The organism is Mesorhizobium sp. M6A.T.Cr.TU.016.01.1.1 (assembly GCF_003952585.1).
Taxonomy (GTDB): domain Bacteria; phylum Pseudomonadota; class Alphaproteobacteria; order Rhizobiales; family Rhizobiaceae; genus Mesorhizobium; species Mesorhizobium mediterraneum.
Genome location: NZ_CP034452.1, coordinates 43,278 through 66,280, shown reverse-complemented (window position 1 = coordinate 66,280; position 23,003 = coordinate 43,278). Strand labels below are relative to the sequence as shown.

Below are 23,003 nucleotides of genomic sequence, written 5' to 3'. Positions count from 1 at the left end.
GCTAATGTTCGATTACGGGTGGCGATCGCCCAGGAAATCGAAACCGGTTTCGAAGAAATGATTGTAGTCGCAGGTCAATTCCTCGCCGGCCGCGATGTCGCGCAACGCATATGTCTCCTCGGGCGAGGCGACGTCGCAATTCGGGTCATCGGCATGGTTCATGTAGCGCGCGTCGTCGGCTTCGAAGACGATGTAGTTGGGGTCGCGCCGGTCGGGATAGGAATAGCGATCGAGATAGGCTTTGATCGGCCCGGTTTCGCGCTCATAGGTCTCGACAGGGATGCGCCGGTCGTAATTGGGATCGAGCTTCCAAACCAGTGTGCCGCGGGGAATGTGGTTCTTGGCAAAAACACCAATGCCTTGGATAGGCGATTTGTCGAGATAGACGTCGACGAGCAACATGGCAGACCCTTTGGAGTGACTGGGTGATTTTGGTTGGCGGCCGCGAAAAGCCGCGCATTGGGTAGCGCGCGGCCATCGCAATTGCGAGCAGAAAATCAGTAGCGCATGACCCGGAATCGGAATCGAATTTCCGCTGAGGATCATGCGCAAGATCAAGCTCCTACAGCGCCCTTTGCGCGTCCAAAAGGGCGGCCGGCGCTGTGGTGGCCTTGCCCGCCACCTTCAGCGCAAAGGCATAGGTGAAGGCGATTTCCTCGAGCCTGGAAAACCGGCCGGATGCGCCGGCATGGCCGGAGTCCATGTTGATCTTGAACAGCACCGGATTGTCGCCGGTCTTGCGGTCGCGCAGCCGCGCTACCCATTTGGCCGGTTCCCAGTAGGTGACACGCGGGTCGGTGAGGCCGGCAAGCGCCAGGATCGGCGGATAGTCGAGCGCGGCGACATTGTCGTAGGGCGAGTAGGCTGCGATCGTCCGGTAGTCTTCCTCCGAGACGATCGGGTTGCCCCATTCGGGCCATTCCGGTGGCGTCAGCGGCAAGGTCGCGTCGAGCATCGTGGTCAGCACGTCGACGAACGGAACCTCGGCCACGATCCCGCCAAAACATTCCGGCGCCATGTTGGCGATCGCGCCCATCAGCATGCCGCCGGCCGAGCCGCCCTGGGCGACAATGCGGTCATGGGCCGTGTAGCGCTCGGCGACGAGGTGGTGTGCGACTGCGACGAAATCGGTGAACGTGTTCATCTTGTGCGCCCGCTTGCCGTCGTCGTACCAGCCGTAACCCTTTTCCTTGCCGCCGCGGACATGGGCAATTGCGTAGACGAAGCCGCGATCGACCAGTGAAAGGCAGTTGGTGTTGAACGCGGCCGGCACCGTGATGCCGTAGGATCCGTAGCCGTAGAGCAGGCAAGGCGCTGATCCGTCGAGCGGTGTTTCGCGGTGATGGATGAGCGAGACCGGCACCAGTTCGCCGTCGGCGGCGGGCGCCATCAGCCGCCGCGTCACATAATGGTCCGGGTCGTGACCGGACGGAACTTCCTGGGTCTTCAGCAGCACACGTTCGCGGGTGCGCATGTTGTAATCGAAGACCTGCGCCGGCGTCGTCATCGACGAGTAGGAAAAGCGCATGATCTCGGTGTCGTATTCATAGGATCCCGACAGGCCGAGCGAGAAGGCTTCCTCGTCGAAAGAGATGAGGTGTTCCTCGCCGCTTTTGCGATCGTGCACGACGATGCGCGGAAGGCCTTCCTTGCGTTCAAGCCTGACCATATGGTCCTTGAAGCCGATCACCGAGAGGATCAGCCGACCCGCTTCGTGCGGCACCAGTTCCTGCCAGTTAGCACGCACCGGGTCGTTCGCCGGCGCCGTCATGATCTTGAAATCCTTGGCGCCGTCGGCGTTGGTGAGAATGAAGAAGATGTCGCCGCCTTCTTCGAGGTCGTATTGCAGGCCGGTCTCGCGCGGCGAAACCAGCTTCGGTTCGGCGAACGGCTCGCTGGCGCTCATCAGTCGGTACTCCGACGTCTCGTGATCGTTGATGCCGATCATGATCCACTCGTTGGAGCGCGTGCCGCCGACGTTCATGAAGAAGCCTGGATCGGTTTCCTCATAGATCAGCCGGTCGTTCTCATGACTGTCGCCAAGGGTATGGAACAGCACCTTGGAAGGACGGTGGTTGGGATCGAGACGGGTGTAGAAAAATCCGTCGTTGCCTGCGTCCCACACGCCGCCGCCACCTGTGTCCGGGATCCTATCCGGCAACTCTTCGCCGCTGGCGAGATCGCGCACGCGAAGCGTGAAGAATTCAGAGCCCTTGTCGTCGAACGCCCACAGGAGCTTGCCGTGATCGGCCGAATGGTCGACGCCGCCGAGGCGAAAATAGGCCTTGCCCTCGGCCTCGAGGTCGCCGTCGAGCAGGATCTGCTCGTCGCCGCCATCGCGCGGTGTTCGGAAATAACGCGGCTGCTCGCCACCAAGCTTGAAAGATGACCCGTAGGCGTATGGCCCATCCTTCATCGGCACCGAAGAATCGTCTTCCTTGATGCGGCCCTTCATCTCCTTGAAAAGCTGCGTCCGCAACTGGGCGGTGTCGGCCATCAACGCTGCCTGATAGACGTTCTCGGCGTCGAGATGGGCGCGGATTTGGCCGTCGAGCAGGGACGGGTCCCTGAACATCTCTTGCCAATTGTCGGCTCTCAGCCAGGCATAGTCGTCCGTCCGGTTTACTCCATGATGTATATCGAAGACCGGTCGCTTCTCTGGTTGTGGCGGGCTGACAGTCGGAAATGCTGGGGTTCTGGTCATTGCGTCTCGCTGTGGAAGTTACTTGAATGGAGAATGAACACGCCGATCAGCGCAGGTTCAAGAGCCGGAATATATGTTTTGGGCCGAGCTCCAGAAGATGAGCCGGAGGAGAGAGAAAAAATGAAATTCCGTTTTCACGCTGCCGCGGCTTTCGCCGTCGCCTCGACTGTTTTGGCCTTTACCGGCCAATCTCATGCAACCGTGTTCGCAGCTTGGCAAGTGACCAACGTTCCGTTTGGCGACACCCTCAACGTGCGCAAATATCCGGCCGGGTCTTCGCAGAAGCAGGCCGCCTATCCCAACGGTGCCGTATTGCAGATGACCGGCAAATGCACCGGCGGCATAAACCTGCTCGACATCGCCAATCAGCCGGCCTCGCAGCAGGTGGAAAAGGTCCGCTATCGCTGGTGCGAAGTCTGGCACGATCCGGCCCAAAGCGGCAATTTCGTCACCGGCTGGGTCTATGGAAAGTACATCACGCCACAATGAAGGCCCGGTGCCGGTCCGCAGCGCCGATTTCCGGCTTGCTCGCAGACAGCAGGATAAATCGCAACCTATGGTTTCGTAGACTCTGAAAACAACCAAATAGCTTACGCTACAACCAAGCATAGCCAAGCATTCAGATATTTTTACTGTCCATCACGGATGTAACGGCAGCTTGACGCTGCGTCAGCCGCCACTGGTCTGACCAGAAAATATCGCAAAGTTACAGAGTGCACGAAAGATTGAAGCTGATCGTGGAATATTTTATTAACATCGATGAATATAGCACAAGAAGCGAATTGACTTACTTGGTGCACTGGCTCATTAGAATGCTGCGACGCGAATCGCAGAGGCTCTTTCCTGCAAAAATTTCGCGCGGTGCCCGACCTGCCAAAAATAGGGCGCGGATAGAAACAACTCTCGTTGGGGCCATGAAGCCATGGATATTATCGAAACACCTTCCAGAAATAGTGATGCGCTGATCGAATTGACGGCCGATGTCGTAGCCGCCTATGTCAGCAACAATCCGGTGCCGGTCGGCGAGCTGCCGAGCCTTATCGCCGATGTCCATGCCGCCCTCGGGCGCGTGGGCGGGGCCAGTGAACAGCCTCCTGCCGACAAGCAGAAGCCGGCAGTAAACCCGAAGCGCTCCGTCCATGACGACTACATCGTCTGTCTTGAAGACGGCAAGAAGTTCAAGTCGCTGAAGCGCCATTTGATGACCCACTACGGTCTGACGCCCGACGAGTATCGTGAAAAATGGGGCCTGGACGCAAGCTATCCGATGGTTGCTCCCAACTATGCTGCCGCCCGCTCACAGCTTGCCAAGAAGATGGGTCTCGGCCGCAAGCGCAAGGGGCGCTGATACCGGCTGTCTTTCCCAACCTGGGTTAGACGATCAACGGCGCCTTCGGGCGCCGTTTTGCTTTTGGGGCATTGCTGGAGCAATCGATAGGCGTTGCGCCATATGCGAGGGCTCGCCATCATGTAGGCCAATCCCGCTGTGGCCTAATCAGGCGGTCTGCCTCAAGGCCGCCTCGGCGTCGCGCTTGATGCGCTTGACCATAGAACGAAGACCATTGGCGCGTTGCGGCGACAGGTGCTCGTCGAGCCCGAGTGCCTTCAGCGTGGCTTCCGCGTCGGTTTTCTGGATCTCGCTGGCGGGTCGTCTCGAAAACAGCGCCAGCATGATAGCGACGAGGCCGCGCACGATATGGGCGTCCGAATCACCGGCGAAGGTGACGACTGGGTCGGGCCCCGGTCCATATTCAGTGGTCAGCCAGACCTGGCTGACGCAGCCAGGCACCTTGTTGGCGGGGTTGCGTTCCTCATCGGGAAACGGCGGCAGGGCCTCGCCCAGCTCGATCACATAGCGATAGCGGTCTTCCCACTCGTCAAGCAGGGAGAAGTCGTCGCGGATCGTTTGGATCGTCGTGGTCATCACCCCGGATATAGTCATCGGGCGACGCCGCGTCACGGAAAAAGAGGAAAAACACCATAGGCGTCGAGAGGGCGGAGGGCCTGCGATGCAGCGACAGATGCGCTGACAAAATATCTCAGTTCTTCGCCGGCAGGTCGACTTTTGCGGGCAAGACGATGTCTTCGGGCACGCTGCCGGTCGTCGTCGCAGTGTCGGGTTCGGCGGTCTTGTCGTCCAACATGGCGGCCGCGATCTTGGCGGTCTCCTTGGCTCGGGCGGTGATCGTGTGCATTGCGGACTTGCCGGTCTCGCAGACGTCGGGCTTGCGCTCGCATATGCCGGCAATGTCGCCGACCGCTTCACGCGCCGCAAACAAGGCCTGGATCGGCCCGACGCTTTGGTGGCCTGTCTCGTCGGAGCCGACATTCAGCGGCAGCGCCAGAAGCACCAGCGAAAACCAGAAAGCCATTCTTATCAGAAAGCCCATCTGTATGCCTCTCATCCGTGATCGGATCATGCATTCGTGCGGCATGACCTCTTTGGATACGATAGTGGCATAGACGCGCAAAGGACGGCTTGCCTGGTCAGCGAAAATTTTCCTCAAATTTTAGGCAAATTCGAAACGAAGCATTTTGCAATGCGTTTGCCTCAAATCCAGATGATTTTCTTCACTTGGGGTTAACCATCCATCTGGCTGTTTTCTATAGGTATTTCCCAGAAGTGCGGCGTGCCGGTGGCGACTGTCAGAGGCAGAAGGACGATCCGCCCGGATAACGCTCCATTTACTATGGCTGCAATTGCCCAGGTTTTGCCGCGCCGGTCTCCCAATATTTGCCTCAGGCCGGGCATTGGTCGGTCCCGCCTTATCCATTCCTTAAACGCTGGATGCGAGTTTCAGAGCAACAAAAGCAACCTGCGAAGCAGGGCTGTTCACGACCGGGTGCGAGTGCGTTGAGTTGAGTTCGATCGGGGCCAGATACGTTGAGTTGCCCGGCGCGATGGCAGCCGGTTGCGAACGTATGGTTCATCCGTCCATCCTCGGACAGAACGATCGCCGGTGCCAGCGCCGGTTTATCGGTGTCATGCTGGCCGCTCCGTTCTTCGCCGCAGGTGCAGCAGTCACGCTGGTCACCTCGGGCATGGGCGCGGCCCTGACCATGGCTGCGATCTTTGCGGCTTTCGGCCTTTGCTGGTTTGCCGCCTTGCTGGTGGCAGCATCGGGTAAGATGGCGTTCGCCAGCCAGGTCGCCCTGGCGATGGGCAGTCTTGCCCTTGCCGGCGTCATTGCCGCGGCGGGCGGTCTGGCCTCTCCAGTTGCCATGCTTGTCGTGGCGCTCCCGTTCGAAGCCTGGTGGATTGGCGCGTCTCGTCGCGCTGCATTGTGGGGTGCGGTATCCGCATTTGTCGCTATCGTGCTGCAGGCTTTTGCCGGTTCCGTCTTCCCGTTCGGCGCGGCAGAAATCGCTGCGTGGCATTGGTTGCTGCCGCTGGCCTGGGCGCTCACCCTCGTTCCCCGCGTCGCGAGACTTGGCAGCCCGGCCGGCGCGCAGCTTGATCCGGCGACCGACGAACGGCTCGAGAACGTCATCGACGCCGTTGTCCTGCGGGTCGGCAGGCATGGCGAGGTTCTGGATGCGTCGGCAAAAGCGCGCACGATCCTGAAACTGCAGCCGGAGCTGCTGTTCGGTACTGGCCTGTTCGATCGTATCCATCTGTCCGATCGCGTCGCATACCTCAGCGCGCTGGCCGACATGCGCGATGGCGCGTCGACGCGCCGGCTCGATTTTCGCGTCCGGCTGCCGCAAAACGGCCACGGCCCAACGGCGGACAATTACCGGCCGTTTTCCCTTGAGCTGACGCGGGCGAAGGAGCAGCAGGACGTCTTCACGCTCGTCTTGCGCGAAAACGACGAAGTCGCCGGATTGCGCGAAGAGCTTGCCGCTGCGAACGAGGCGGCCGCGTCTGCCGAAGTGGCGAAGGGACGGTTTCTGGCGGTCGTCAGCCACGAGCTTCGCACGCCGTTGAACGCCATCATCGGTTTCTCCGACATGCTGCTGCATGAGATGTTCGGCACGTTCAAGGATCCGCGCCAGAAGGAATATGTCGGCTTGGTCAAGGAGTCCGGCCAGCATTTGCTTGCCGTCGTCACCTCGATACTCGACGTGTCGAGGATCGAATCGGGCGCCTACGCGGCCGAGCCGGAACCGTTCCGTTTCGTGGAAGCGGTCGAAATGTGCCAGTCCATGATGCGGCAGCAGGCCGAGGCAAAAAACATCGATCTGCAGGCTCAGATCGCACCGGATGCCGGCGAGATAAACGCTGATCGCCGTGCCGTGCAGCAGATACTCATCAATCTCGTCTCCAACGCCATCAAGTTCACGCCCGATGGCGGCGATGTCATCGTCGGCGCCAAGCGGATCGGCTCGCGACTGCATTTCTGGATCAGGGACACCGGCATCGGCATCGCCGAGGAAGACTTTGCCAATCTCGGCAAGCCGTTCATGCAGATCCAGAACGACTATACGCGCCGCTTCGAGGGAACCGGGCTCGGCCTGTCGCTGGTGAAGGGCCTGGTGGCGCTGCACGAGGGCACGATGTCGATCGAAAGCATGCCGGGCGAGGGCACCACAGTAACGATCAGCTTGCCGGTGAACGGACCGAAGGGACGTTCGACGGACAAGCCCGGCGTGCTGCCGATGCCCGTGGCCAAGGCGGAGACGAAAGGGGACAGGCATGGCTCGCTCCGCAAAACAGCCTAAGGCGGTCAAGCGCCGCGGCAATGCCTTCCAGGGTGGCGCGGTCGCCGTCGGCAGCCTGATCTCGCGCAATCCGATTCTGGTCGGCGGTTCGACCGCCTTCCTGGTGACGCTGTTTTACGTCTCGGCGAATGCCCTGTGGTATCAGCCTTTTCCTCATGCCGGCGCGTTCTTCGCGACCAGGAGCATAGAGGGCTTTCCTCGCGCAGACGCCGACGAGCCAGAGACCACCATCAACATCGTGCGGCCCGGCCCGGCTCCGGCACCGATCAAGAGCGATCCAGTCGTCAAGCAGGTCCAGGGCATCTTGAAGGATCTCGATTTCTATTCCGGCACCGTCGACGGCATTTCCGGCCCCAACACGCGCAACGCCATACAGGCCTATCAGCAGAAGGTCGGGCTCAACGCTTCCGGCGAGATCGACAGTGTGCTGCTCGATCAACTAGGCGCCACGCCAACCGCCTCGACGGTCGTGCCGCATCCGGCGCCCCGCCCGGACGACATGGCCGCGATTCCCGTTTCCGCTTCGGCGCCGGCGGATGCGTCGGCGCAGGCACCTGACGCCCGCATTATCAAGATTCAGGCCGGTTTGAAGGCATTTGGCAATGACGACATGCAGCTCGATGGCGTGGTCGGGGCACGCACCAAGGCAGCGATCAAGGAGTTCCAGTCACTGTTCGGGCTACCGGAGACTGGCGAGCCCGACGAGGTCGTCTACGTCAAGATGCGCGAGATCGGCCTGACCAACTGACAGTCGACGCCTGACGGTCGAGGCGTTCGCCAACCGGATGGGCAAAAACCGATTTCGGTTTTCGGACCTTTGCTCTAAGTACCGTCCGATGTCGTCCAGAACCTTGCCATGCGCGTAACCACCGATCTGTGGGTGTCGGCCCTTTTGCGCCGGGTTTTCAGCGCCGGGGGCTTCGCCGCCGTGGTTAAGCGCGGCGCGACCGAGGCCGGCGCGGTCTTCGTGCTGGCGCGTGGCCGCATGGGCGAGATCGCCCTGTTTGGGCCGGCGCCGCAGACGAGCTACGATTCAGCCAAACCCGACGACCGGTTTTTCAGCCTGCTCGGCGCTGGCGACGATGCCGCCGTCTTTGACGCGCGACTGGAAAGGGAGAAAAAATTCGATCCCGACATCTGGGTGGTCGAGATCGAGGCCGGCGCTGTTCCCGTCGAGGAGCTTATTTCCGTCAAGTCGCTCTAACGATATGCATGAAAGACAAAGGCTTGAAACGTTCGCTTGAATCTCTTCAGACGCGCCGCGCCTTCATGTATGTCGCCCAAAAGTGCGCAGCGGTTTTGGGATAACGACATGCATAAAAACAAAAAACTTAAGGCGCGTCGCTTGAATCTCTTCAGACGCGCCGCACCTTAAGGCTGATGGCAGCATTGTCGCTGTCTGCCTTACGGATGTCGGCGTTTGCCGCAACGGGTCCGGTACTGCGAATGGCCTTCGACAGTATCTCGGCCTTCCAGCCGCGAACCCTGTCCAGCGCTGCATCGCGACGCAGCAGACGGTAGCGGTCGAGGAAGATGCGGATGGCCTGCGGATGCGGAAACTCTGTGGGGTAGACGGCAACGGTGATCAGGAACGCCTTGTCTTCGCTGAGGTCGAGCGCGCGCAGGGCGGCCAGCAGCGACGTGTAGTTCTGGGTTGCGGTGAGCGACCGCGCCGTTGAAAAATCGATTTCGAGCGCGTCGGCCAGTGCTGTCTGGAAGAATGCGGCGTTGCCGGTCAGCGCCGTCTCGCGCAGTTTGACATAGGTTTCAGCACCGGTGAACGGATTGATGGTTGCGCCGCCGCTCTCCGCGTCGGCATGCATCATCGACCGCAGCCGGCGCCTTGCATTTTCGGCGGCGGCGCCGGGCTCCTGCTGCCTCTCGGGGCCGGGCACAACGACTTCGGCGCTTTCGGGCGCCGTCTTAGCGATCGCCTCCGGCTGACGCACGCTCACCAGCGTCGGCTTTTCAAGCGCCTTGATCAGGTGGGCGATGGTCGGGTTCAGGTCCTTGCGGCGCGCAATGGCGCGCGCATGCGGCAGGCCGTGCCGCCCGATCAGCGCGATGAGATCGATGTTGCTGAGCGCGCGCGAGCGGATGAGCAGCGGGGCGGCGATGTCGACCGGCTCCTCGCAAAGCCGCCGGACCAGCGCCGTGGGCGCATATTCGCACTCGGAAAGGGCGGCAGCGACGTAGCGGCGCGATTCGACCGACACATTGGCGAAAAGTGGAAGCGTCAGATCTTCAAGCTGTGCAATCTCCCGGCGCGACGGGCGGGTGAGCGAACAGAACGCCGACACCGCGGCGCGGAACAGCCTTTCAGCCTTTCCCGATTCAGCCCGTATAGCGATTTGCCTGAAATCCGAAGCTGACACGAAGGATACGCCTGACACTCGACACAATCTGGACCATGCTCGACCGGGACTGTGTCGGTTTCGCATTTCCCAAGAACAAAGATCAAGTTAGCGGCGATCCGTTAGCGTTCCGTTAACCTACTGCCGTCCTTAATCAGATTGGAGGCGTTGCGTTGTGCTCCGGGGCAACCGAGAGGAATGCACGAACCATGGGCATGGTACTGTCTTTCGTGCCGCGAACGGCGGCAACCAATCGAGCAGAACGAAACACCGGTACGCCGGCGGCGGTGATCATTTTCCCCGGCGTCCGTTATGAGCAACGGCCACTGACGGGCGAGAGCCGGACAGGCGCCGGTCGGGACAAGCCGGGCTCGATGCCAGGCTCGTCAGGGACGCTGCCTGTTCCGCACCACTGAGTTTCGGGATCCCTTTAGAAATCCTGCAGCTCGCAGGAACTCTGCTCGAGAAACCGTGACACGACCGGCTTCCAGCTGTCGTCGGGCACGAAGGAGCGGATGACGAACATGCCTTCGTCGATGGGCGCCTCGACGAAGATTGCCCCTTGCAATTCCTCGGGAAGATTCTTGCGGATCTCGATCATTTGCGCCGGCGTCAGCACGATACTGTCCAGCACTCTACCGGTCGCGCTGTGGTCGTTGAAGGAATAGATATTGTGGCCGCTTCGGTCATAGACCGATACGGACCAGAACGGGACGTTTCCGGGTGCCTTGATCCGCACCATCCCTTCGGACAGATCGAACCGGCAAGCCGCCGCGTAAAACAGTGGATCGACGGATTTTACCACCGGCGTGCCGCCGGCCTCTGCGTCCAGCCTGGTCATCCTATAGAGGTCCGAGGCCATGGCCAGACGCGACCAGGCATCGCGTTCGGAAAATTCCGGGACGAGCAGCAGCACGATGATATGCACGACACCGGCGCCAAGCAGGCCGAGCAAGATCGCGTGCAGCAGCCTACGCATTGCAGCCGACCTTCAGGATCTGCGGTAGCGTGATATCCGAAAGACCCGTGCTGCTGGCGATCGGCGTGTCGTAGAATGTCAGCACGAAATACATCCGACCGGAGCCGTCGGAAGGCAGCCAGTTGCCGGGCGCGGGGCGGTGGCCGACGGAAATCACCACCGAATTGTCGGGCTGGCGCAGCACCTGGTAGGATTGAAGTGCCGCAAGCCTCGGCTTGTCGGTCTCGATCACGCCGAGCGACTGATCGGCGGCATAGAGGGTCCAGAACCGGGCCGTTGGAAATCCGCCTTCGATTTCGTAGGCGCATTGACGTTTCAATTGCTCGCCGCCGGAATCGCGTTCGGCGACAAAAGACAGGCCCTCTGCTTGCCCGAGCGCCAGCACACCCTCGCGCGCCACACGGGCTTTCGAATAGGGATCCGCCGCCTGCGTGCCGATATCGGGAAACGCCGTCCATGGGCCGATCCGGATCGCGCCGATGCCATCCTGCGTCTTGAGAGCGTGCCAGACGCCGCCGCCGCCGCCGCCGATGGCTATGGCAAGCGCAAGGAGCGTCAGGAATGCGTTTTTGAGCATGAGGAGCCGCGGGAAAGAGGAGTGCCGCTTGGGGATATCGCGGGGCAGGGGGCCATGGCAAGCGGACCTCTGTGGAATTGCCTGCGCGAGCATGACCCGTCGTGTGCGGGCGTCAAAGCGCCGACAGGGTCTCCGGCGTCGCAGGTGCCTTGAGGACGGGCGCCGACTGGAACAGCCTCGTGATGTCCTTGAGCGCCCGCGTGGTTTGGCTGGACAGCACCGGCGGGCGCTCGGCGGCGGCGTCCGCCGCTGCCTGCTCGGCGTTCTTCTTTTCCGCGTCCTCGGCCTTGGCGGCAATTTTTTCGTCGACGAAGGGATAATCGAGACCGGGGATCGGCTTGAGATCGATATTCTGGTGCGCATAGACCATAAGCCGCTGCCACACCATCGCCGGCAGCGAGCCGCCGGTCATGTTGTTGGTTGGGGTGAAGTCGTCATTGCCGAGCCACACGGCAGCCGTGTAGTTGCCGGTGAAGCCGACATACCAGGCATCACGGTAAGATTGCGTGGTGCCGGTCTTGCCGGCCGAAACGATGTTGGGTAGGGCAGCGCGCCGCGCCGTGCCCATCACCGGCACCGCCGCCAGCATGGTGTTCATATATTTCAGCGCCTGTTCCGACAGCACACGATGCGGCGGCGGCGCATCCTTGGCGAAATCGTAAACCATCTCGCCGGTATGGGTGACGAGCTGGGTGATGCCATGCCGGGAGCCGACAAAGCCGTTCTGGGCGAAGACGCTATAGCCTGTCGCTTGGTCCATCACGGTCATGCCCGAAGTGCCGAGCACCATCGTCTTGTGCGATTCGAGCGGCGATTCGACGCCCATGGCTTCCGCCATCGCCTTGATCGGCTTGATGCCGAGATAATCCTTGGCCAGCCGCACCGGCACGGTGTTGATCGATTTGGCCATCGCCGTGATCAGCGTGACCTTGCCGGCCGACCCGCCATTGTAATTGTGAGGCGACCAACTGCCCCAGGAGATCGGCCCGCCGGAAACGACGGAGTCCGGAGTGAAGCCGTGCTCCATCGCCGTTGCATAGATATAGGGTTTGAACGATGAGCCGCTCTGGCGCAGCGCCTTGGTGGCGCGGTTGAACTGGCTGGCACCGTAGTCGCGGCCGCCGACGATCGCCCTGACTGCGCCATTGGTTTCGATGACGACCATGGCGCCTTCGGTGACGTTGTATTCCTTGCCGAACTGGCGGAGATGGAACTCCATCGATTCTTCCGCCGCCTTCTGGATGTTGGCGTCGAAAGTGGTGTGAGCGACCAGCGAATGCTGGCCGGACTTCGCCGCGATCTTCTTGACCTCTTCGAATGCCCAGTCGAGGTAGTAATCCGGGCTTTTCTGCTCGCCGCGGTCGACGATCTCGGCCGGATGCAGCCGCGCCTGCAGCACCTGCCCCTCGCTCATGAAGCCGGCCTCGACGAGATTGGACAGCACCACATTGGCCCGCGCCCTGGCAGCAGGCAGGTTGATGTGCGGCGCGTATTTGGTCGGTGCTTTGAACAGGCCGGCCAGCATCGCTGCTTCGGCGAGGTTCAGATCCTTGACGCTTTTTCCGAAATAGAAATCAGCGGCCGCTTCGATGCCGAAGGTGCCGCCGCCCATATAGACGCGATCGAGATAGAGCTGCAGGATCTCCTTCTTCGACAGATTGGCCTCGAGCCACAGCGACAGGAAGGCTTCCTTGATCTTGCGTTCCAATGTCCGTTCATTGGTCAGGAACAGGTTCTTGGCCAGCTGCTGGGTGATGCTCGAGCCCCCTTGCACCACGGAATTCGCCCGCACATTTGCGAAGATCGCGCGCGAAAGGCCGAGCGCATCGATGCCGTAGTGATCGAAGAAACGCCGATCCTCGGTGGCCAGCACCGCCTTGATGACCTGGTCGGGCATCTCGTCGACCGGCACCGAATCGCGCTGGATGATGCCGCGCTGGCCGATCTCGTTACCGTAGCGATCGAGGAAGGTGACAGCGAAATCACCCTGGGCCCGCCAGTCGCCGGCGGTCTCCTGGAAGGCTGGCAGCGCAAGCGCCAGCATGACGACGATGCCGCCGGCGCCGAGCGTGAAGGCCTCGCTCAACAGTTCGATGATGCCGCGGCGCCAGCCGGAGACGCGGAAGCGCCGGAAAAAAATGGTGGCCGCTTCCCAGAACCGGCGCGCCTTGAAGCCGATCTCGTAGAGCGAGGAATCGAACCACGCATCCGCAGCCAGCAGTCTTGCGGCAATCGGACCTCTTCTCTTGCGTGGTTTCAAAGGACTGGCCATTCCAGGATCCGGCTGCGGCTACGCCTCCCAGTGAGAAACTGCACGGGGGCAATTTCAGGGCGACGCGCCTACCAAGACTATTCGTTCATTTTGGCGCCGCTCACAAGGGCGAGGTAGACTTGCGCGTTACAGTTTCTAGATAGGAGTTTGAGGGGCCACCTCCACCGCTTTGCAGGCGCGCATCCGCTTTCAATATTACCGCGCCGCGATAAAGCGCATGAAATGCGCCACGTCGGCGTCGCTTGGCTCCTTGCCGGTGAAACTGCGCAGATAGGCGGCGAGATGACTGACTCTCGCCTCGACCGGTTCCTTGAGGTCGAGCACATAATAACCGATCTGCATGTAGTAGAGCACCCGGGCGCGGATGAAGGCATCCTCTTCATCATAGCCATGCCGGCGATACATGTTGCGGATCGCGCCCAGGCGGTCATTGTCGGCCTGGTCGATCGCCCGGCGCACGCCGTCGGAGCGACGCGCCCATTCCCGGACGGCGAAGTCGAGCCTGGGATCGAACAGGCGCTCGTCCGCCCAGCATTCGAACACGTTCATGACGCCCATGATGATGCTTTCGGCCGGCCGCTGCGCGCGTTCGACGATCGCCTTGGTGTTGGTATCCCGCCAATGGGCAAGCAACTGGTCGAGCAGATCCTGACGGCTATCGAAATACCAGTAGAAGCTTGAGCGCGAAACGCCGAGCTTCTGGCCGAGCGGCAGCACGCGCACGCTTTCGATGCCGTCTGACATCAATGTCTGGAGCGCAAGACTGATCCAGTCCCAGCGCGTCACCTTGATGTTGCCGGGCGCCGGCTCGTCCCGCGGAGCAATCATGATCATGGCCGCACAATAGGCATGGGGGAGAGCTGCATACAACCATACTAGACACATATGTACAGTGCAAGTATCCTGCCGCCTCAAGAACGGCCGGCGCGTCATCGCGGCCTCTCCCTACGATCCCCAGGGCAAGGCAATACGGCAATGAGGAGTATCCGCCATGGTCGATGACGCCGCACGCAACCTCAGGCGCGAACGCCGGCGCGGACGAACCGGCGAGGCCGGTAGCGAGAGCAGCCGCCGGCCGGACTATCGTTCGTTGAAGAACCCGTTCCTGCCGCAGCCTGTCTTTTCGGCCGACCACGTCGCCGCGATCCACGACACGGCGCTGCGCGTGCTCGAGGAACTCGGTGTCAAGGTGCTGTTGCCGGAAGCGCGTCTCATTCTTGCCCGTGCCGGCGCTTTGGTCGACGAGGACAGTCAGATGGTGCGCCTCGGCCGCGACATCGTCGCGGCGGCGCTGGCCTCGGCGCCGAAATCGATCCGGGCGCACGCCGGCGACCGTGCCCGAGACCTGATGTTCGAGCTCGGCTCGATGACGTTTCTGGCGGGATCCGGCGCGCCGAACGTCACCGATCTAGAGCGCGGCCGGCGGCCGGGGACGCTTGCCGCTTTCGAGGATCTTATTCGGCTGGTGCAGCATTTCGACGTCCTGCATATGCTGGGGCCTTGCATCGAGCCGCAGGACATCGACAACCGTTTGCGCCATTATGCCGTCAACCGGGCTCAGCTGACGCTGTCCGACAAGTTCCCGTTCATTTTCGCGCGCGGCACGCCGCAGGTCGACGACGGGTTCGAGATGCTGCGGCTGGCGCGCGGCCTGTCCGAGGACGAATTCCGTTCGGGGGCCTATTGCTACACCGTCATCAACACCAATTCGCCGCGTCAGCTCGACATTCCGATGGCGCAAGGCATCATCGACTTTGCCAAGGCGGGGCAGGTGTTGATCATCACGCCCTTCTGCCTGGCCGGCGCCATGGCGCCGATCACGGTGGCCGGCGCGCTGACGCTGCAGCATGCCGAAGCGCTGGCCGGGCTGACGCTGGCCCAGATCGTGCGGTCAGGCGCGCCGGTCGTCTATGGTTCCTTCTCGTCCAACGTCGACATGAAGTCGGGGGCGCCGGCCTTCGGCACGCCGGAGCACGTCAAGGCGACGCTCGGCGCCGGTCAGCTTGCGCGCTTCACCGGCCTTCCCTGGCGATCCGGCGGCGGCAGCGCCGCCAACGTTTCGGACGCGCAGGCAGCCCACGAGACGCAGTTCGCGCTGTGGGGCTCGGTGCTTGCTGGCGCGACGGTATGCATCCACGCGGCTGGCTGGCTCGAAGGCGGCTTGAGCGTCTCCTTCGAGAAGCTGATCACCGATATCGAGGCGCTGCAGACGGTCGCGGAACTCTGCGCGGCGACGCCAGGCGACGAAGATGCGATCGGCTTCGAGGCCATCGCGGAAGTGCAGCCGGGCGGGCATTTCTTCTCGGCCGGACACACAATGGCGCGCTACCGCACCGCATTCTACGAGCCGCTGGTGGCCGACTGGTCGAATTTCGGCAACTGGACGCAGGCCGGGTCAAGAACCGCCACGGAGCGCGCCACCGGCATCTGGAAACGACTGTTGGCCGACTTCCGGCCACCGCCCTCGGCCGCTGTCACATCATACGTCCTCGACGAATTCATAGCGCGGCGCACCGAAGAGGGCGGTGCGGCACCGGTTTCGTGAGGTGGCGGCACGCGGGCGTCACATAGGGCGTTTGTCGCCGGTCTTTTGCGGGTCGCGGCGTATCGTGCCGGTGTCAGCTTTCCTATGCTTATCGGCAAGTCTACGAATGCGATCGAAGCGACTTTCCTCAACCGCTTTGATTGTCGCGACGGCATTTGGCTTCGGGACGAACGCAATCATGGATCGATCTCCTTGCCGGCGGGCCGCGCGCCGGGGAGATGCCCCGGCGGTTTTCTTTCAGGCTCTCGTGTAGAGTTCGTTTCTCTCGGAGAGGTCGATGATATCAGGCGGCGAGAGCGACCGCACAGCTTTGCGCACCCAGCCTGTCGGGCGAGGTTTTCCCGGGCATGGTCGCCCAGCCGCCCGTCTCGATGAACTGCCGCTTCTTGTAACTGTCGGTTATGGCCTTGAACTCGACAAGTTTGGCGGCGGCATCGGGTGCCGTATTGAAGCGATCGACGCAGACCGCCGAGGCCAGCTCGCCGCGCGCCACGTCGCCGGCGGTTGTCGCCAGCGCGCGTGAGGTGCCACCGGTCACCCAGCCGCCCCAGTTGAAACCGATGATCAGCGTGGCGACGACGGTTGCCGCACATGCCCACAAAAGCGTGGATTTGGCCGGCTGGTAATCTTCCCATCGACGCGCGAGAGATGGCTTGCTGCTTTGTGTGGCCACGGAACAGTTCCTTCCTGGTTGGTGTTGGGATCGGTCGCCCGGCCTTTCCGGCCGGGCGCTGCAGGCTTGTCTAGGCGATGGTCAGTAGCCCCCCATGCCGCCGCCGGCCGCAGGCGCGGCATCCTTGGCTGGAATGTCGGTGATCATGGCTTCCGCAGTGATCAGCAATGCCGCGATCGAACCGGCATCCTGGAGCGCGGTCCGCACCACCTTTGCCGGGTCGACGATGCCGACCTTGATCATGTCGACATAGATCTCGTTCTGAGCATCGAAACCCTGGTTGTGATCCTTGCTGTCCATGAGCCTGCCGACAACGATCGAACCTTCGACGCCGGAGTTCTCGGCGATCTGGCGGATCGGCGCTTCGAGCGCTCTCGACACGATCGAAATGCCCGCCGTCACATCGGCATTGGCTCCGGTCAGCCCGTTCAGCACGGCCTTGGCGCGCAGCAGAGCGACACCGCCGCCGGGAACGATCCCTTCTTCCACCGCCGCGCGCGTGGCGTTCAGCGCGTCGTCGATACGGTCCTTCTTTTCCTTGACCTCGGACTCGGTCGCACCACCGACGCGAATGACCGCGACGCCGCCGGCGAGCTTGGCTAGCCGCTCCTGCAGCTTCTCCTTATCGTAGTCGGAAGTGGTTTCCTCGATCTGCCCCTTGATCTGCTGGACACGCGCCTGAATCGTGGCCTTCTCGCCTGCACCGTCGATGATCGTCGTCGTGTCCTTCTCGATCAGCACGCGCTTTGCGCGGCCGAGCATGTCGATGGTGATGTTCTCGAGCTTGATGCCAAGGTCTTCCGAGATCATCTGGCCGGCAGTGAGCACGGCGATGTCTTCCAGCATCGCCTTGCGGCGATCACCGAAGCCCGGCGCCTTGACTGCCGCGACCTTGAGGCCACCGCGCAATTTGTTGACGACCAGCGTCGCCAGCGCTTCGCCTTCGACGTCCTCGGAGATGATCACCAGCGGTTTGCCGCTTTGCACCACGGCTTCGAGGATCGGCAGCATCGCCTGCAGATTGCCAAGCTTCTTTTCGTGGATGAGGACATAAGGGTCCTCCAGCTCGACGCGCATCTTCTCGGCATTGGTGACGAAATAGGGGCTGAGATAACCACGGTCGAACTGCATGCCCTCGACGACGTCGAGTTCGGTCTCTGCGGTCTTGGCTTCCTCGACAGTGATGACGCCGTCATTGCCGACCTTGTCCATCGCCTTGGCGATCATGGCGCCGACGGTGGCATCGCCATTGGCGGCAATGGTGCCGACCTGCGCGATTTCACCGGAAGATTTGACCTTCTTGGCGCGTGCCTGGATTTCCTTGACGACGGCGGTGACCGCAAGGTCGATGCCGCGTTTGAGGTCCATCGGGTTCATGCCCGCGGCAACGAATTTGGCGCCCTCGCGCAGGATGGAAGCGGCAAGCACCGTGGCGGTGGTGGTGCCGTCGCCGGCGAGATCGTTGGTCTTCGAGGCCACTTCGCGCACCATCTGGGCGCCCATGTTCTCGAACTTGTCGGCAAGCTCGATTTCCTTGGCCACCGTCACCCCGTCCTTGGTAATGCGCGGCGCGCCATAGGCCTTGTCGATGATGACGTTACGGCCCTTGGGGCCGAGCGTCACCTTGACGGCGTTGTTGAGGATTTCGACACCGCGCAGCATCCGGTCACGCGCATCGGTGGAGAATTTGATTTCCTTGGCAGACATGTTTTTTCGTCCCGTTCAATTGGTTGTGGCAAGGCGCTGGCAGCACCCGCCTGAATCAAAAACTTGGAGCATCTTCTGCGCGTCCAAGAGGACGCGCGGCGCTCCAATCAGGCGGCTTTCTTGGCAGCCACGATCTTGTCGGTGATGCCCATCTCGCTCTTGTCGATGATGCCCATGATGTCGGCCTCCTTCATGATCAGAAGGTCCTCACCGTCTATCTTGACTTCGGTTCCCGACCATTTGCCGAACAGGATGAGGTCGCCGGCCTTGACATCGAGTGCGATCAGCGCGCCGCTTTCGTCCCGCGCGCCTGGCCCGACGGCGATCACTTCGCCTTCCTGCGGCTTTTCCTTGGCATTGTCGGGGATGATGATGCCGCCCTTGGATTTGGTATCGCTTTCGGCGCGCCGAATAACGACGCGATCGTGGAGTGGCCGGAATTTCATGGGAACTTCTTTCTGGGGCCGGCTTAGGCGGCCACGCCCTTGTATAGGCGTTTTGGCACTCGATAGATAGGAGTGCCAAAAAATATTAGTCCTTTATCGGAAACTATTGACAGTATTATTTGGCAGTTTCATTCCCATGAATTCGATGAGCATAAAATAATCCTGGAATTGATTTTTTCTGCCCGAGTACCTATTTTAGATGAGAAACTCACTTTCATAATCTCAGTCAAGAAGGAGATTTTATCGATGGCGGAATTCAGTCAGAATATAATGGAAAAAGCTGAGGCGCGCTTCATGGAAAAGCAGAAGAAAACCGCGGAGCGAAACCAGGCAACGGCCGAATATGTTTCGGAAGCCAAGGCCAGGATCATCAAGACGGCAAGGCTGCGGGCGCTGCGGCTGGCCAAGGAAGAGGCCGACCGCGCCGCGGAGGCCCTCAATCCCGTCGCCCCCAAGAAAAAGCGGGCGGCAGTCAAGAAGGCGGGGGCCGCTTAACGGCGTCAAGTCATGAGCCTGACATTTCCAAACCAAAGCCGCAGCTACGACGAAGCGAGCCGACGGATCCGCTTCGTCGGCTATGACGGCATGTCCCAGATTTCTTTCTTCGTCGATGCAGATGCCATCTCGACGGCACCGTCGGGGACGGCGACAGCCGAAGCCACATATCTCGCCGCCTTCGATGCGGCTGTCGGTCCCATACATGACGTCGCAAGGAATGCTTATGCCCGTACCGGCAAGAGCATGTACGTGCTGACCGCAGCCGATTTTCGATAAATCCCGACCGTCCCGTGATCTGGCGCGAGAACGTCAACGCGGCTACGCTGCAAGCAGGAATCGCTGACGGCGCGAAGGCTTGTTCAGCCGTGACGGGCGAGGGAGAAGACGATGACCGCGCCGGCCGCCGCGCTGCAGAAGGCCTTGTTCGAAGCGCTGAACGGTGACGGTTCCCTGTCAGCGGCATTGGGCGGCGCTAAACTGTTCGACCATGCCCCGGAAAATGTCCCGTTTCCCTATGTCACCTTCGGCCGGACCAGCGTCTACGACTGGACAACGGGCATGGAGAACGACGCCGAGCAGCTTTTCACGCTGCATTTCTGGTCGAAGTCCGAGGCCAGGAAAGAAATGCTCGATGTGATGGACATGGTCAGCGCCCGGCTCCAGGATGCGGCGCTCGCGCTCGACGAGCATCACCGCCTCAATCTCAGGCTCGAATTCACCGAGGGCCGTTATGACGAGGACCTTTCGGCTTATCACGGGCTGCTGCGCTTTCGCGCCGTGACGGAAGAAAACGCCTGACGCGCTTTCAATATGGCTGCAACACAGTCTAGACTGGCGCTTCGATGAATTTTGCCGGGTTGGGGCGGCGAAATCATAAGGTCGGTTGTCTCGCGTTTCAGGGGTGGGATAGGCATGTGTTGCAGGCGTTCACTGTTCATTTCACGTTCAGCACCGATGCGTTAGAACGCTGACCATGAAAACGCTTCGTTCCCACTTCCGAACCGCGACATTGGCGCTATCAGCGGCCGCTCTGTTCGCGTCGCAGGCGACGGCGCTGCCGGTCGTCGTGCCCGAGCAGAACCGGCCGGTCGTCCTGGCTGCCTCCGACTGCTACGCGATCGGTCAGCAGGTCGCCGAGCAGAATGGCGGCACGCTGGCCAAGGCATCGCAGTCGACGCGCGGTGGCCAGCCGGTCTGCGTCATCGTCGTGCTGGTTCCAGGCAAGGATGGACAGCGCCCGCGCCGCACAGAGATCGTCGTTCCGCAGAATTGACCCGCCGTTTCCCAGCGTGCCGGAATCGGCCTATATCTGACCAATTCTTCAACAGGTGTTGATCCAGCATGCGCGTACTGGTCGTCGAAGATGACAAGGATCTCAACCGGCAGATATCAGACGCGTTGGTCGATGCCGGCTATGTCGTCGACCGGGCCTTCGACGGTGAGGAAGGGCATTTCCTTGGCGATACCGAACCCTATGACGCCGTGGTGCTCGACATCGGCTTGCCGCAGATGGACGGCATCAGTGTGGTTGAGCGCTGGCGGCGCGGCGGCCGCAAGATGCCGGTCCTGATTCTGACGGCGCGTGATCGCTGGAGCGACAAGGTATCCGGCATCGACGCCGGCGCCGACGATTACGTCACCAAGCCGTTCCACATCGAAGAGGTGCTGGCCAGGGTTCGCGCGCTCATCCGGCGCGCGGCCGGCCATGCGTCGTCCGAGTTGACCTGCGGGCCATTGCGGCTCGACACCAAGGCCTCCAAGGCCGATGTCGACGGCGTGCCGCTGAAGCTGACGTCGCATGAATTCCGCCTGCTTGCCTATTTGATGCACCATATGGGCGAGGTCGTGTCCCGCACCGAGCTGGTCGAGCATCTTTACGATCAGGATTTCGACCGCGATTCCAACACAATCGAGGTCTTTGTCGGGCGGCTTCGCAAGAAGATGGGCATCGACATGATAGAAACCGTTCGCGGCATGGGCTATCGAATGCGTGAGCCGGAGGCGTAAGGCGGAACCGCTCAAACAGACTGCAAGAACGCCGCTTTCGCTGCGGTTCTGGCCGCGTTCGCTGGCGTTCCGGGTGATCGCCTTTTCCACGGTCTGGGCGATACTCACCCTGGTCGTCATCTTCACGCTGATCACGACGCTCTATCGCCAGGCGAGTGAGCGCGGTTTCGACAGCTTGCTGTCGGCGCATCTGTTCAACCTGATCGGCTCGGTCGGCGTGTCCGAAGGCGGTTCGTTGACCGGCGCTCCCGACCTTGGCGATCTTCGGTTCTCGGAGCCGAATTCCGGCTGGTACTGGTCAGTGGAGCCTGCGTCGGAAGGCGTGCGCGGCGATCTGCACTCCTCCTCGATGACCAAGGCGATCCCGTCGCCAAGCGTCGCCGAGGTTCCCTTCAACGCCAGCTTCCAGCGCAGCTATGCCACCGAAGGCATCAATGGCGAGGAGCTGGAAGTGTTCGAGAGCGAATTCGTTCTCGACGCGAAAAATCGCGCAGCGCGCTTCCGTGTCATGGGCAACCAGACCGAGCTCGAGCAGGAGATAGGCGCCTTTCAGCGTCGCCTTCTGACCTATCTTTCCCTGTTCGGCGTCGGCATGATCGCCATCAACGCCATCGCCATCCTGCTGGGCCTGCAGCCATTGGGCCGGGTCAGGAACGCTCTCGCCATGGTGCGGGAAGGAACCGCGCAAAGGCTAGACGGCCGCTTCCCGGCCGAGATCGAGCCGCTTGCCAACGAGACCAACGCACTGATCGAAAACAACAAGCGTATCGTCGAGCGCTCGCGCACGCAGGTCGGCAACCTCGCCCATTCGCTGAAGACGCCGCTGGCGGTGCTGATCAACGAGGGGCGGGCGCTTGGCGGCGCCAAGGGCAAGCTCATAGCCGAGCAGGCCGCCTCGATGCAGAAGCAGGTTGACCACTATCTGCAGCGCGCCCGCGTCGCGGCGCAACGCGACAGCGTCGTCTACCGTACGCCGGTGGCGCCGCTGGTCCAGCGCATGGTGCGCGTGCTGCAAAAACTCAACCCGCAGACCGCTCTCTCGCTTTCGCTGCCGGCAGTCGATATCGTTTTTGCCGGCGAACGCGAGGATCTGGAAGAATTGCTTGGCAATTTGCTCGACAACGCCATGAAATGGGCAAAGAGCGCGGTCGCCGTGTCGGTGGCACCAATCTCCGACAAGACGAGTGGCGCCGGCAAGGAGGGTGCCGTCAATCTGTTCGAGATCAGCATTGAGGATGACGGCCCGGGCATTCCCGAAGACAAGGCGCGCGAGGCGCTGAGGCGCGGACGGCGGCTCGACGAGACCAAGCCGGGGACCGGGCTTGGACTTGCCATTGTCGCCGACCTCGTCAATGAGTATGGAGGCGTTCTGGCTCTGGAACGATCCGGCATGGGCGGGTTGAAGGCAGTAGTTCGATTGCGGAGCCTTCAATGATGCTTGATCGACGGTGCGTGATATGGCGGCATGTCGATTGGTCCCGGAGCGTCGGCCGCGGCCAAATTTCGGACAAACATCAACACTAATGGCCACACCGACTTCCCCGATGGCGCGGCTCCCAGCTCTAACTCAAGAAAACCG

25 protein-coding genes are annotated in these 23,003 nt (G+C 61.5%); 12 read left to right on the top strand and 13 right to left on the bottom strand.

Features of this window, described 5'->3' with window-relative positions:
* Nucleotides 1–12: 12 nt before the first annotated feature.
* Together EJ075_RS00305 and EJ075_RS00300 are read right to left on the bottom strand one after the other, a co-directional pair.
* On the bottom strand, nt 13–402 hold the full coding sequence (locus EJ075_RS00305; RefSeq protein WP_126102929.1) for an SET domain-containing protein-lysine N-methyltransferase: 390 nt from the start codon (nt 400–402) through the stop codon (nt 13–15).
* Nucleotides 403–562: 160 nt separating this feature from the next.
* Nucleotides 563–2,704 (bottom strand): S9 family peptidase, encoded by a 2,142-nt coding sequence (locus EJ075_RS00300; protein ID WP_126102928.1) that lies wholly within the window; start codon nt 2,702–2,704, stop codon nt 563–565.
* A gap of 120 nt (nt 2,705–2,824) precedes the next feature.
* Between EJ075_RS00300 and EJ075_RS00295 the strand changes: the two genes are divergently transcribed.
* Both EJ075_RS00295 and EJ075_RS00290 read left to right on the top strand, forming a co-directional pair.
* A complete protein-coding gene (locus EJ075_RS00295) occupies nt 2,825–3,193 on the top strand; it encodes a hypothetical protein (protein ID WP_095486534.1) in 369 nt (122 codons plus the stop codon).
* A gap of 433 nt (nt 3,194–3,626) precedes the next feature.
* Nucleotides 3,627–4,052, top strand: coding sequence for a MucR family transcriptional regulator (locus EJ075_RS00290; RefSeq protein ID WP_023800837.1), 426 nt, complete (start codon nt 3,627–3,629; stop codon nt 4,050–4,052).
* Nucleotides 4,053–4,199: 147 nt separating this feature from the next.
* Here EJ075_RS00290 and EJ075_RS00285 read toward each other — a convergent pair whose 3' ends face one another.
* The gene (locus EJ075_RS00285; RefSeq protein WP_095496748.1) at nt 4,200–4,628 is read right to left on the bottom strand and encodes a SufE family protein; all 429 of its coding nucleotides are present in this window, start codon (nt 4,626–4,628) and stop codon (nt 4,200–4,202) included.
* Between the two features lie 115 nt (nt 4,629–4,743).
* Complete coding sequence (locus EJ075_RS00280) at nt 4,744–5,094, bottom strand: DUF5330 domain-containing protein (protein ID WP_095486626.1); 351 nt, start codon at nt 5,092–5,094, stop codon at nt 4,744–4,746.
* A gap of 532 nt (nt 5,095–5,626) precedes the next feature.
* On the opposite strand from EJ075_RS00280, the gene EJ075_RS00275 reads away from it, so the two are divergent.
* From EJ075_RS00275 to EJ075_RS00265, 3 genes are all read left to right on the top strand, one after another.
* Nucleotides 5,627–7,366: a HAMP domain-containing sensor histidine kinase gene (locus tag EJ075_RS00275; RefSeq protein ID WP_126102927.1), complete on the top strand. Its 1,740-nt coding sequence runs from the start codon at nt 5,627–5,629 to the stop codon at nt 7,364–7,366.
* A complete protein-coding gene (locus EJ075_RS00270) occupies nt 7,341–8,114 on the top strand; it encodes a peptidoglycan-binding protein (RefSeq protein WP_126102926.1) in 774 nt (257 codons plus the stop codon). The genes EJ075_RS00275 and EJ075_RS00270 overlap by 26 nt, the downstream gene beginning before the upstream one ends.
* A gap of 108 nt (nt 8,115–8,222) precedes the next feature.
* On the top strand, nt 8,223–8,570 hold the full coding sequence (locus EJ075_RS00265; protein ID WP_095486537.1) for a DUF1491 family protein: 348 nt from the start codon (nt 8,223–8,225) through the stop codon (nt 8,568–8,570).
* 151 nt (nt 8,571–8,721) lie between these two features.
* Here EJ075_RS00265 and EJ075_RS00260 read toward each other — a convergent pair whose 3' ends face one another.
* From EJ075_RS00260 to EJ075_RS00235, 5 genes are all read right to left on the bottom strand, one after another.
* Nucleotides 8,722–9,741 (bottom strand): hypothetical protein, encoded by a 1,020-nt coding sequence (locus tag EJ075_RS00260; RefSeq protein ID WP_164547002.1) that lies wholly within the window; start codon nt 9,739–9,741, stop codon nt 8,722–8,724.
* Nucleotides 9,742–10,150: 409 nt separating this feature from the next.
* Nucleotides 10,151–10,699: a DUF1254 domain-containing protein gene (locus EJ075_RS00250; RefSeq protein WP_095486540.1), complete on the bottom strand. Its 549-nt coding sequence runs from the start codon at nt 10,697–10,699 to the stop codon at nt 10,151–10,153.
* On the bottom strand, nt 10,692–11,276 hold the full coding sequence (locus tag EJ075_RS00245; protein WP_095486541.1) for a DUF1214 domain-containing protein: 585 nt from the start codon (nt 11,274–11,276) through the stop codon (nt 10,692–10,694). The genes EJ075_RS00250 and EJ075_RS00245 overlap by 8 nt, the downstream gene beginning before the upstream one ends.
* 112 nt (nt 11,277–11,388) lie before the next feature.
* A complete protein-coding gene (locus EJ075_RS00240) occupies nt 11,389–13,548 on the bottom strand; it encodes a PBP1A family penicillin-binding protein (protein WP_126102924.1) in 2,160 nt (719 codons plus the stop codon).
* Nucleotides 13,549–13,743: 195 nt separating this feature from the next.
* Nucleotides 13,744–14,382: a TetR/AcrR family transcriptional regulator gene (locus EJ075_RS00235; RefSeq protein ID WP_126102923.1), complete on the bottom strand. Its 639-nt coding sequence runs from the start codon at nt 14,380–14,382 to the stop codon at nt 13,744–13,746.
* A gap of 157 nt (nt 14,383–14,539) precedes the next feature.
* On the opposite strand from EJ075_RS00235, the gene EJ075_RS00230 reads away from it, so the two are divergent.
* Nucleotides 14,540–16,093 carry a trimethylamine methyltransferase family protein gene (locus EJ075_RS00230; RefSeq protein WP_126102922.1) on the top strand — a complete coding sequence of 518 codons (1,554 nt, stop codon included), beginning with the start codon at nt 14,540–14,542 and terminating at the stop codon, nt 16,091–16,093.
* A gap of 18 nt (nt 16,094–16,111) precedes the next feature.
* On the opposite strand, the gene EJ075_RS33015 is transcribed toward EJ075_RS00230, so the two are convergent.
* The 4 genes from EJ075_RS33015 to EJ075_RS00215 form a co-directional block, all read right to left on the bottom strand.
* Nucleotides 16,112–16,273 carry a hypothetical protein gene (locus tag EJ075_RS33015; protein WP_164547001.1) on the bottom strand — a complete coding sequence of 54 codons (162 nt, stop codon included), beginning with the start codon at nt 16,271–16,273 and terminating at the stop codon, nt 16,112–16,114.
* Nucleotides 16,274–16,376: 103 nt separating this feature from the next.
* Nucleotides 16,377–16,766, bottom strand: a complete 390-nt coding sequence (locus EJ075_RS00225) for a hypothetical protein (RefSeq protein WP_095486545.1) — start codon at nt 16,764–16,766, stop codon at nt 16,377–16,379.
* Nucleotides 16,767–16,847: 81 nt separating this feature from the next.
* Nucleotides 16,848–18,473, bottom strand: a complete 1,626-nt coding sequence (groL, locus tag EJ075_RS00220; RefSeq protein WP_095486546.1) for a chaperonin GroEL — start codon at nt 18,471–18,473, stop codon at nt 16,848–16,850.
* 107 nt (nt 18,474–18,580) lie between these two features.
* Nucleotides 18,581–18,919, bottom strand: coding sequence for a co-chaperone GroES (locus EJ075_RS00215; protein WP_095486547.1), 339 nt, complete (start codon nt 18,917–18,919; stop codon nt 18,581–18,583).
* Between the two features lie 246 nt (nt 18,920–19,165).
* On the opposite strand from EJ075_RS00215, the gene EJ075_RS00210 reads away from it, so the two are divergent.
* The 6 genes from EJ075_RS00210 (at nt 19,166) to EJ075_RS00185 (ending at nt 22,859) form a co-directional block, all read left to right on the top strand.
* Nucleotides 19,166–19,414 (top strand): hypothetical protein, encoded by a 249-nt coding sequence (locus tag EJ075_RS00210; RefSeq protein ID WP_095486548.1) that lies wholly within the window; start codon nt 19,166–19,168, stop codon nt 19,412–19,414.
* A gap of 12 nt (nt 19,415–19,426) precedes the next feature.
* Nucleotides 19,427–19,693, top strand: a complete 267-nt coding sequence (locus tag EJ075_RS00205; protein WP_095486549.1) for a DUF1488 domain-containing protein — start codon at nt 19,427–19,429, stop codon at nt 19,691–19,693.
* A gap of 111 nt (nt 19,694–19,804) precedes the next feature.
* A complete protein-coding gene (locus EJ075_RS00200) occupies nt 19,805–20,215 on the top strand; it encodes a DUF3168 domain-containing protein (protein WP_126102921.1) in 411 nt (136 codons plus the stop codon).
* A 175-nt stretch (nt 20,216–20,390) separates the two neighbouring features.
* Entirely contained in the window at nt 20,391–20,690 is a 300-nt protein-coding gene (locus EJ075_RS00195) for a hypothetical protein (protein WP_095486551.1), read from the top strand.
* A gap of 68 nt (nt 20,691–20,758) precedes the next feature.
* Nucleotides 20,759–21,424, top strand: a complete 666-nt coding sequence (locus EJ075_RS00190) for a response regulator transcription factor (protein ID WP_023800820.1) — start codon at nt 20,759–20,761, stop codon at nt 21,422–21,424.
* A complete protein-coding gene (locus EJ075_RS00185) occupies nt 21,408–22,859 on the top strand; it encodes an ATP-binding protein (RefSeq protein ID WP_126102920.1) in 1,452 nt (483 codons plus the stop codon). Before EJ075_RS00190 ends, EJ075_RS00185 begins: the two co-directional genes overlap by 17 nt.
* Nucleotides 22,860–23,003 lie beyond the last annotated feature (144 nt).

Excerpts from the sequence above, each read along its gene's own strand:
- EJ075_RS00305 (WP_126102929.1), bottom strand. The coding sequence starts at position 402 with ATGTTGCTCGTCGACGTCTATCTCGACAAATCGCCTATCCAAGGCATT.
- EJ075_RS00300 (WP_126102928.1), bottom strand. The coding sequence starts at position 2,704 with ATGACCAGAACCCCAGCATTTCCGACTGTCAGCCCGCCACAACCAGAG.
- EJ075_RS00295 (WP_095486534.1), top strand. The coding sequence starts at position 2,825 with ATGAAATTCCGTTTTCACGCTGCCGCGGCTTTCGCCGTCGCCTCGACT.
- EJ075_RS00290 (WP_023800837.1), top strand. The coding sequence starts at position 3,627 with ATGGATATTATCGAAACACCTTCCAGAAATAGTGATGCGCTGATCGAA.
- EJ075_RS00285 (WP_095496748.1), bottom strand. The coding sequence starts at position 4,628 with ATGACCACGACGATCCAAACGATCCGCGACGACTTCTCCCTGCTTGAC.
- EJ075_RS00280 (WP_095486626.1), bottom strand. The coding sequence starts at position 5,094 with ATGGGCTTTCTGATAAGAATGGCTTTCTGGTTTTCGCTGGTGCTTCTG.
- EJ075_RS00275 (WP_126102927.1), top strand. The coding sequence starts at position 5,627 with ATGGTTCATCCGTCCATCCTCGGACAGAACGATCGCCGGTGCCAGCGC.
- EJ075_RS00270 (WP_126102926.1), top strand. The coding sequence starts at position 7,341 with ATGGCTCGCTCCGCAAAACAGCCTAAGGCGGTCAAGCGCCGCGGCAAT.
- EJ075_RS00265 (WP_095486537.1), top strand. The coding sequence starts at position 8,223 with ATGCGCGTAACCACCGATCTGTGGGTGTCGGCCCTTTTGCGCCGGGTT.
- EJ075_RS00250 (WP_095486540.1), bottom strand. The coding sequence starts at position 10,699 with ATGCGTAGGCTGCTGCACGCGATCTTGCTCGGCCTGCTTGGCGCCGGT.
- EJ075_RS00245 (WP_095486541.1), bottom strand. The coding sequence starts at position 11,276 with ATGCTCAAAAACGCATTCCTGACGCTCCTTGCGCTTGCCATAGCCATC.
- EJ075_RS00240 (WP_126102924.1), bottom strand. The coding sequence starts at position 13,548 with ATGGCCAGTCCTTTGAAACCACGCAAGAGAAGAGGTCCGATTGCCGCA.
- EJ075_RS00235 (WP_126102923.1), bottom strand. The coding sequence starts at position 14,382 with ATGATCATGATTGCTCCGCGGGACGAGCCGGCGCCCGGCAACATCAAG.
- EJ075_RS00230 (WP_126102922.1), top strand. The coding sequence starts at position 14,540 with ATGGTCGATGACGCCGCACGCAACCTCAGGCGCGAACGCCGGCGCGGA.
- EJ075_RS33015 (WP_164547001.1), bottom strand. The coding sequence starts at position 16,273 with ATGATTGCGTTCGTCCCGAAGCCAAATGCCGTCGCGACAATCAAAGCG.
- groL (WP_095486546.1), bottom strand. The coding sequence starts at position 18,473 with ATGTCTGCCAAGGAAATCAAATTCTCCACCGATGCGCGTGACCGGATG.
- EJ075_RS00215 (WP_095486547.1), bottom strand. The coding sequence starts at position 18,919 with ATGAAATTCCGGCCACTCCACGATCGCGTCGTTATTCGGCGCGCCGAA.
- EJ075_RS00210 (WP_095486548.1), top strand. The coding sequence starts at position 19,166 with ATGGCGGAATTCAGTCAGAATATAATGGAAAAAGCTGAGGCGCGCTTC.
- EJ075_RS00205 (WP_095486549.1), top strand. The coding sequence starts at position 19,427 with ATGAGCCTGACATTTCCAAACCAAAGCCGCAGCTACGACGAAGCGAGC.
- EJ075_RS00200 (WP_126102921.1), top strand. The coding sequence starts at position 19,805 with ATGACCGCGCCGGCCGCCGCGCTGCAGAAGGCCTTGTTCGAAGCGCTG.
- EJ075_RS00195 (WP_095486551.1), top strand. The coding sequence starts at position 20,391 with ATGAAAACGCTTCGTTCCCACTTCCGAACCGCGACATTGGCGCTATCA.
- EJ075_RS00190 (WP_023800820.1), top strand. The coding sequence starts at position 20,759 with ATGCGCGTACTGGTCGTCGAAGATGACAAGGATCTCAACCGGCAGATA.